This is a genomic window from Micromonospora sp. NPDC049275 (assembly GCF_043197115.1).
Lineage (GTDB): Bacteria > Actinomycetota > Actinomycetes > Mycobacteriales > Micromonosporaceae > Micromonospora.
The window spans coordinates 166,512-175,347 of record NZ_JBICSN010000010.1 but is presented as its reverse complement, the minus strand read 5'-3'; the positions used below and the strand labels follow the sequence as shown (position 1 = coordinate 175,347).

Genomic DNA, 8,836 nt, shown 5'->3' with positions numbered 1-8,836 from the left:
TGCACATGAACCTCAAGAGCACGTGGACGGCACTGCGCAACTCGACGTCACAGGAAGTCGTCCTCTGCGCCGACTTTCAGACGACCGGGCGGGCCGAGGCCGGATTTCCCGACTTGGTGCCGATGCTGCGGCATGACAGCAACTACTGGCTGATCTCGCCGGCGCCGGTCGCCCCGGACTCCCCCGTCGATGCCGGCGAGTACCTCGAGTCGTGGCTGGCCCCGGTGCGCGAGATCGGCCTGCCGGTACGCGCGGTGCTCGGCTTCTGCCTCGGCGGGGTCTACGGGGCGGCGCTCGCCGACGGGGTGGCCAGGTTCCAGGGCAGCCCACCCGCCCTCATCCTCCTCGACCCCGAGCAGACCCAGCTGGTGACCATCCAGTACCAGCTGACGAAGGTCCTCACGATGCTGAACACGGTCCTGGCGGAGGCCGAGATCGCCGAGATCCACGCCAAGCTCGGCGAGCTGGCCAGCGTCGAGGACATCTCGGTGCGGCGGTACTCCCGGGAGATGTTCGGCGAGTTCCGCCGGTTCACCAACGGCGCGTTCGAGCGGGCCGGGCTCGACCCAGGCTACGGCCAGGAGATGCTGGAGCTGTTCAGCGCGTTCCTGTCGTACCTCAGCATCGCCGAGGACCTCGACCCGCGCCCGGCCTGGCTGGGCGCCACCGCGCTCAGCTCGACCAGCCCGGACAGCGGACTCAACCGGCTGCGGCGCACCGGTGAGATGGGCGCCGGCCCGCTGGTCTCCGACGAGATCGGCTTCGCCGAGGAGCACACCGAGCTCCTGCGCTCCAGCGAGGTGGCGCAGACCGTCGACAAGCTTCTGGAGCGATGATGATTGACCCCAAGGAGCAGGCGCTGTGGCTGCTCGAGGAGATCGTGCCGGGCACCGGCGTGAACAACCTGAACATGACCTTCCGTGTCGACGGCCGGCTGCGACCCGAGCTCGTCCAGTCGACGGTGGACGGCCTGGTCCGCCGGTACGAGGTGCTGCGCCGGGTGTTCCGTGAGTCATCGGACGGCCTGGTCCGCGAGACCTTGCCTGCCGAACGCGCCCGCGTCGAGGTGGTCCGGGCCGAGCTCGACGGCGAGGACCTGGCCGACTGGCTCACCGCCTTCGTGGCGCGGCCCTTCCGGCCGGACGGCGAGCTGTTGGTGCGGGCCGCGCACGTGACCCGGGGCGTGGTGGACGCGGTCTGCGTCGCGGTGCATCACGCGAACTTCGACGGGCGTTCCTCGGCCGTGCTGCTGGCCGAGTTCGTCGCGCGCTACGACGCGCTGGCGACCGGCGAGGACCCCGATCCGGGGACCGTCGCGGTCTGGGCCGAGCGGCCCGCCCGGGACGGCAGCGAGGCGTACTGGCGGGCGAAGTTCGACGGGTTCGACCCAGCCGCGCTGGAACTGTGGTGCGCCAAGCCGGCGCCCGCAACGACGACGCTCGCCGGTGACGTGCTGACCCGCGCCCTCTCGGCCGGGGCCCGCGACGCGGTCGCCCGGATGCGGCGGGACCTGCGGGCGCCCGAGTCGGTGGTGCTTGCCGCGGCGTACGGCGTGCTGCTGGCCGCGCACGGGGCGGGCCCGGACCTGACGATCGGCTCGCCGGTGAACGTCCGTCCTCCCGAGGCGGAGCAGGCGATCGGCTATCACGCCAACGTCGTGGTGCTGCGGACACCGGTCCACCGGGCGGAGAGCTTCCGATCCTTCGTACGCCTCAACCGGCGCGAGTTCTTCGACGCGATGGCGTACGCGGACTACTCGGCCGAGCGGATCCTCGAGTATCTGCCGCGGGCGGCCGGGTCGGGGCGCAACGACCTGTTCCGGCACACCTTCAACTACGCGCCCGCGGAGACGAGGGCGACCTTCACGATCGACGGCCGGCCCGCCGAGCAGCTCATGATCGAGACCGGGTCGAGCAAGTTCGACCTGGAGTTCTTCGTCACCTCGGCGGCCGGCCAGATCGAGGTGCGGGCCGGGTTCAGCACCGAGGTCCTCGACCGTACCGACGTGGACATGCTGCTGGCCCGCTACGACGCGCTGCTCGTCACGCTGGCCGAGCACCCGGACCGGCCGTTGGGCGAGACACCGGTGTGGGCGGACCGCGACCACGAGGTGATCGGCGCGGCCAACGACACCGCCCGTACCGTCGAGCCGACCACCGTGCCGGAGATGGTCGCCGCCGCGACCGAGGACCGGGTGGCGGTGGTCGACGGCGACCGCCGGGTGGGGCTCCGGCGGCTGTGGGCCGCAGCCGAGGCCACCCGCGACCGGCTCGCCGAGGCCGGGGTCGGCCGCGGTGACGTGGTCGCACTGCTCGCCCCGCGCAGCCCCGAGTTGGTCGCCGCGGTGTTCGGGGTCTGGCTGGCCGGCGCCACCTATCTGCCGCTGAGCCCCGAGCATCCGGAGGAGCGGATCGCCTACCAGCTGGACGACTCCGGCGCGGCGATCGTGCTGGCCGGGCCGGGCGTCACGGTGCCCGGGGACCGGCGGGCGCTGCCACTGGTCGGCGTCGACGACGTGCCACCGGCCGCGGCCACGGTGCTCGCCGAGCCGCCGGTGACCGCCGACGACCTGGCCTACCTGATCTACACGTCGGGCTCGACCGGACGGCCCAAGGGCACCCGCATCACCCACCGCGCGCTGGCCAACCTGGTCACGCACTTCGCGGACGCGTTCGACGCCCGTGGCCGCTCGATGCTGTGGGTGACCACGTTCAGCTTCGACATGTCCACCCTGGAGCTGTTCCTGCCGCTCACCGCCGGCGGGACGCTGGTGATCGCCCCGGACGAGGCTCGCACCCGGGGCGCCGTGCTCGCCGAGGTGCTGGACCGCCACGACGTGTCGATCGTCTCGGCCACGCCCACCACCTGGCGGCTGGTCGCCGGCGACGTGGCCGACCGGCTGGACGGCCGCACGGTGATCACCGGTGGCGAGCCGCTGCCGCCGACGCTCGCCCGCCGGCTGACCGCGACCGGATGCGTGTTGTTCAACCTCTACGGCCCGACCGAGACCACGGTCTGGTCGACCGGCGGCGTGGTCAAGCCGGGTGACGAGGACGCGATCACCGTCGGCACGCCCATCGCCAACACGCGCGTGCACGTCGCCGGGCCGGACGGCGCGCCGCTGCCCCTCGGGGTGCGCGGCGAGTTGTGCATCGCCGGCGCCGGCCTGTCCGCCGGCTACCACGACCGTCCGGAGCTGACCGGGCAGCGGTTCGGCGAGAGCCCGGCCCTCGGTCGGTTCTACCGCACCGGAGACCTGGCCCGGTGGACGCACGACGGCCGGCTGGAGCTGCTCGGCCGGATGGACCGGCAGGTCAAGCTGCGCGGCAACCGGATCGAGCTGGGCGAGGTGGAGGAGGTCCTGCTGTCCCATCCGGATGTCACGGGCGCCGCCGTCGTCCTGGTCGGCGATCCCAGCGGCGACGGCGCGCTGTGGGCGTTCGTCACCGCGCCCGGCCGCCCCGACATCGCCGGCGAGCTCTGGGAGCACGCGCACCGGGTGCTGCCCAACTCGGCCGTCGCCCACGAGTTCGTTGTCCTGGAGGCCCTCCCGATGACCGGCAGCGACAAGGTGGACCATCCGGCGCTGCGCCGGCGGGCGGAGGAGCTGCGGGCGGCCCGGGAGGCGCCCGCCGGCGTTCCCGCCGGGGCCGCCGACGACCTCGCCGGCACGCTGACCGGCCTCTGGCAAACGCTGCTCGAGCGCGGCGACGTCGAGGAGGACAGCAACTTCTTCGCCCACGGCGGCCACTCGCTGCTCGGGGTCAAGCTGCTGCAGCAGGTGCACGAGAGCACCGGGGTGCGGCTCACGCTGAAGGACCTGTTCGACAACCCGACACCGGCCGGCCTGGCCGACCGGGTCCGTGCGGGCGTCGCGAGTTGAACGAGCACCGAAGGTACGCCACGATCGGCGCCATGGAGACCGACGTGGTGATCTGCGGGGGCGGCCCGGTCGGCCTCATGCTCGCCGGCGAGCTGCGGCTCGCCGGGGTGGGTGTGCTGGTGGTGGAGCGGCGTACCGGGATCGACCCGACGATCAAGGCGGGTGGCATCAGCACGGCCACCGTGGAGGCGATGTACCGGCGCGGGTTGCTGCCCGCCCTGGCCCGGCAGCGCCCGGCGTTCGCCCGGACGCGCCCCCCGGGAGTCCCCCGGCCGGCCGGGCAGTTCGCCGGGATTCCCATCGACGGCGATCTGATCGACACCGGCGATCCGGCGTTTCGCGACACCGGTCCGGCCGGCGAGCTCATGGTCGCGCAGCAGCGACTCGAGCAGGTGCTCGAGGACCACGCCATCTCCCTGGGCGCGGTGGTGCGCCGGGGTGTCGAGCTGACCGGGTTCGAGACCGATGACGGCGGCGTGACGGTCCGGCTCGGCCGCGAGAGCGTACGGGCAGGCTGGCTGGTCGGTTGCGACGGCGGCCGGAGCACGGTGCGCAAGCTCGCCGGGTTCGCGTTTACCGGCACCGGCCCCACGCTCACCGGCCGCCAGGCCGTGGTCGAGCTGGCCGACGCCGGGGGCCTGCGTCCCGGCTGGCATGCCGCGGCCGGCGGGCAGATCGCCTACTGGCCGATGCCGGGGCGGATCGTCACCGTCGAGTTCGACGGCCCGCCCGCCGACCGCGACGCACCGGTCACCGCCGCCGAGATCGAGGACAGCGTACGGCGGGTCAGCGGCACCGAGATCCGGATCGGCGAGGTCCGGACCGCCACCCGCTACACCGACAACTCGCGCCTGGCCACGACCTACCGCATCGGCCGGGTGCTGCTGGCCGGGGATGCCGCGCACGTGCACTCGCCGTTCGGCGGCCAGGGGCTCAACCTCGGTCTCGGTGACGCGGTGAACCTGGGCTGGAAGCTGGCCGCGACGATTCGCGGCGGGGCGCCCGGCGGCCTGCTCGACACGTACTCCAGCGAGCGCCGCCCGATCGCCGGGTGGGTGCTGGAGTGGACCCGCGCGCAGGCCGCCCTGATGCGCCCCGACGCCCACTCGGCCGCGTTGCGCGAGGTCGTCACCGGCCTGCTGGCCACCCGGGACGGTGCCACCTACGTGGCCACCCGCCTGTCCGGGCTCCGGCATCGCTATCCGGGCCTCGGGAGCCACCCGCTCGCCGGCACGTCGGCCCCCGACCTTGAGTTCGCCGACGGCACCCGCCTCGGCGAGCACCTGACCGCTGGCGGCGGGCTGCTGCTCGACCTCGCCGGGTCGGCGGCCGTGCGGGATCTCGCCATGGGCCGGGTCCGGACCCAGACCACCAAGTGTCCGGGCCGTCCCGGGCTCACCGGCGTGCTGGTGCGCCCGGACGGGATCGTCGCCTGGGCCGGTGAGGACGGCGCGACCGAGGGCCTGGAGACGGCGCTGACGACCTGGTTCGGAACTGCCTTGTAGGCAAAGTTGCCTTCAGGGCAATCGCGCGGGTACTGTTGCTCCCATGCCGGAGGAAGCATCGTTCGGGCTGCGCGAGCGCAAAAAGCTCGACACCCGCAAGGCCCTCAGTGATGCCGCACTCGAACTGATGTTCGAGCGCGGCCTCGACAACTTCGTCCGGGAGGACGTCGCGGCGCGAGCCGGGGTGTCCCTGCGGACGTTCAGCAACTACTTCGCCAGTAAGTACGACGCCCTGGCCTACCGAGTCAATCACCGCATCCACCGCAGTGCCGAGCTGTTGCGCACCCGCCCGGCTTCCGAACCGCTGTGGACCGCGATCGCCGAGGCCCTGATCGAGCCGCTGCGCGACGACGGAGTCCCGTTCGGCCGGCCGACCGACGAGCAGATCCTCGAGATCCGCAAGCTCAACGCGACGCCCGAGATGCAGGTCGCCCTGGCCCGCAACACCATCGACGACCTGGTCGAGGCGATCGCCGAGCGCACCGGCACCGACCCCAAGGTCGATCTGTACCCACGGCTCGTCGCCAACGTCACGATCGGCGCTGTCAACGCGGTCCTGAACCGTTACGTGCAGACCGACCCAACGGTGGCGATGTCGCGGGTGCTGCGCGAGGTGTTCGACGGCATCGCCGAAGGGCTTCCTCCACCACCCACGTAATCCGGCTCTTTCTCTTTTCGACGGCAGGCGGGCGCCATCGTGCGCCCGCAATGCCGCCTGCCCTCAGGAGCAACTCACAGTGACCAGTCAGCAACAAAATGCGACAGAAGGGCGAGACGCGATGTCCGAGACGACCACCGCCGCCACGGCCCCGCCGCCGGAGCAGGCGGCGGCATACCCTCGCTTCTTCAAGCTCGGGATCGCCGGCGCGCTGTTCGGCATGTTCCTCGGCATGATGGACAGCTACATCGTCGCCACCGCGCTGCCGAGCATCGTCGGCGACCTCGGCGGACTCAAGTCGATGACCTGGATCATCACGTCGTACGCGCTGGCGATCGCCGCCTCCACGCAGGTCTGGGGCAAACTCAGCGACCTCTACAACCGCAAGACCATGTTCCTGCTGTCGGTGGCGGTCTTCCTGGCCGGCTCCATGCTGTGCGGCCTGGCCCAGAACATGAGCGAGCTCATCGCCTTCCGGGCGTTGCAGGGCGTCGGCGCGGGCGGCCTGCTGGTCGGCGCGGTGGCGATGGTGCAGGCGCTCCTGCCGCCCAAGGAGTCCACCCGGATCTCCAGCTGGACCGGACTGCTGCTGGGCATCGCGCTCATCGCCGGCCCGCTCGTCGGCGGCGTCATCACCAGCTCGCTCAGCTGGCGCTGGATCTTCTACGTCAACGTCCCGTTCGGGCTGCTCTGCCTGCTCGGCACGGTCATCGGGGTCAACGTCCCGATGCGGCCGAAGGCGGCCAAGGTGCGCATCGACTACCTCGGCACGGTGCTGCTCACCGCAGCGGTGGTCTGCCTCACCCTGGTCACCGGCTGGGCCGGCACGAAGTACGCGTGGGGCTCCCCGCTGATCATCGGGCTGACCGCGGTGGTGGTCGTCGCCACTGCGGCGTTCGTCCACGTCGAGCGCCGCGCACCCGAGCCGCTGGTGCCGTTCCGGATGTTCGGCACCCGCAACTTCTCGCTCGCCCAGGTGCTCGGCTTCGCGTTCAACGTGACGATGGTCGCGACCGTCAACTTCCTGCCGCAGTACTTCCAGAGCGCCCGCGGCGTCGACCCGATCAAGAGCGGCTTCCTGCTGATCCCGATGATGGTCGGCATGGTGGTGGTCATGAACCGCAGCTCCGCCTACATCCGTCGGACCGGCCGTTACCGGATCCTGCCGATCATCGGCGGCGCCGGGGTCGTGGTCGGCATGCTGCTGGTGCTCCTGCTCGGGCCGGACACCAACCCGATGCTCGCCTCCCTGGTCGGAATCCCGCTCGGTGTCGGGCTCGGCTGCCTCATCCAGAACACGATCCTGATCATCCGAATGAGCGTGGAGCCGCGCGACATCGGCGCCGCCATGGGCATGGGCTCGCTGACTCGCACCATGGGCAGCGGCATCGGCGCGGCACTCTTCGGGGCTCTCTACCTCGGCGCCCTGACCAACACCTTGACCGACAGGCTCGGCTCGGCCGACCTGCTCTCCTCGGGCAGCACCCGGCTGGACCCGGAGGAACTCCATTCGATGGCCCCGGCGGTGCGGGCAGCCTGGTCGGCGGCGGTGACCCACGGCCTGCACGTCGTGGCCATCGGCACCGCGGTGGCCGGCGCCATCGCGCTGCTTTCCGCGTACTTCATCCGTGAGGTGCCGCTGGTCGACAACCGGCCGACGCGGTAGGACCACAGCGAAAGGGCGGGCCCGGTCACCCGGGCCCGCCCTTGTTCGTGCTCACTCGCCGGTGAGCTCACATTCGAACACGGTGTGGTTGCTGACCAGCTGGTCGACGGAGACCACGGTCAGGCCGGCCGCCTCGATCATCTTCTCCAGGTCCGCGCGGGTGAAGCCGGTTCCCTCCTCGCACACCACGCGCTGGAACATCGCGCGTACGGCGTCGAAGTCGGTCTCCACCAACGGCTCCAGCACCAGCAGCCGGGACGCGGCGCCGGTGCGGCGCATCGCCTCGGCGATCGACGTCAGGATCCGCACGCCGCTGTCGAACGTCCAGTCGTGCAGGACGTTCTTGAGAAGGTAGAGATCACCACCGCTGGGCACCTCGGTGAAGATGTCCGCGGGCTGGAAGCTCACCCGCGCGCTGACGTCCTCCCCGCGCACCTTCGCGAGCTGCTGCGGGCCGCGCTCGCAGACGCTGGCCCGGTCGGCGCACACCCCGTGCAGGTGCGGATGGGCGGCGACCAGGCCGGCCACCATGCCCGCCCCGCCGCCGCCGACGTCAACGACCGTTTGCACCCCGGAGAAGTCCCGCTGCCGCGCCAGCAGGGCCGCGACCGGACGGGACAGCTCCGCCATCGCCCGGTCGAAGATGGCCGCCGTCTCGGCGTTCTCCGCACGTTCGAGCCACTCGTAGAGCGACACGCCGAACACCGCCCGGAAACCCGAGCCGCCCGTACGCAGGGTCTCGCCCAGGCCGGCGAAGGCGTCGTCGTAGGTCTCCGCCATGAGGATGCAGTAGTTGCGCATCGAGAACGGGTGGTCCTCGCGCAGCGGCGCGAACTTCTCGGTCAGGCTGTAGCGGCCCTCCTCGTCCCGCTCGAACACGGCCCAGACCTTGAGCATCTGCAGGAGCCGGCGCATCACCTGGGGCTCCGAGCCGGTTCGGGCGGCGATCTCCTCGGCCGTCATCGGCTGCTCGGTGACCAGGTCGGCGATGCCGAGCCGGGCCGCGACCGCCAGGGCACGGGAGAACCAGCCGCTGCCGGCCAGCCGAGTCACGTGCATGTGGTTCATCTCGCTGCGATAGGCCTCGTCGAGACCGGTTGCGGTGCCTTGGGTCATGGTGACCT

6 protein-coding genes are annotated in these 8,836 nt (G+C 71.7%); 5 read left to right on the top strand and 1 reads right to left on the bottom strand.

Annotation, left to right across the window (positions count from 1 at the left end):
* The first annotated feature begins 5 nt into the window (after positions 1-5).
* From ACGFIE_RS25535 to ACGFIE_RS25515, 5 genes are all read left to right on the top strand, one after another.
* On the top strand, positions 6-836 hold the full coding sequence (locus ACGFIE_RS25535; protein WP_393298946.1) for a hypothetical protein: 831 nt from the start codon (positions 6-8) through the stop codon (positions 834-836).
* A complete protein-coding gene (locus ACGFIE_RS25530; RefSeq protein ID WP_393298943.1) occupies positions 836-3,883 on the top strand; it encodes an amino acid adenylation domain-containing protein in 3,048 nt (1,015 codons plus the stop codon). The genes ACGFIE_RS25535 and ACGFIE_RS25530 overlap by 1 nt, the downstream gene beginning before the upstream one ends.
* Before the next feature lie 32 nt (positions 3,884-3,915).
* A complete protein-coding gene (locus ACGFIE_RS25525; RefSeq protein ID WP_393298940.1) occupies positions 3,916-5,388 on the top strand; it encodes an FAD-dependent monooxygenase in 1,473 nt (490 codons plus the stop codon).
* A gap of 43 nt (positions 5,389-5,431) precedes the next feature.
* Positions 5,432-6,046: a TetR/AcrR family transcriptional regulator gene (locus ACGFIE_RS25520; RefSeq protein ID WP_363689570.1), complete on the top strand. Its 615-nt coding sequence runs from the start codon at positions 5,432-5,434 to the stop codon at positions 6,044-6,046.
* A gap of 121 nt (positions 6,047-6,167) precedes the next feature.
* Positions 6,168-7,712 carry an MFS transporter gene (locus tag ACGFIE_RS25515; protein ID WP_393298937.1) on the top strand — a complete coding sequence of 515 codons (1,545 nt, stop codon included), beginning with the start codon at positions 6,168-6,170 and terminating at the stop codon, positions 7,710-7,712.
* Between the two features lie 51 nt (positions 7,713-7,763).
* On the opposite strand, the gene ACGFIE_RS25510 is transcribed toward ACGFIE_RS25515, so the two are convergent.
* Entirely contained in the window at positions 7,764-8,828 is a 1,065-nt protein-coding gene (locus ACGFIE_RS25510; RefSeq protein WP_393298935.1) for a methyltransferase, read from the bottom strand.
* Positions 8,829-8,836 lie beyond the last annotated feature (8 nt).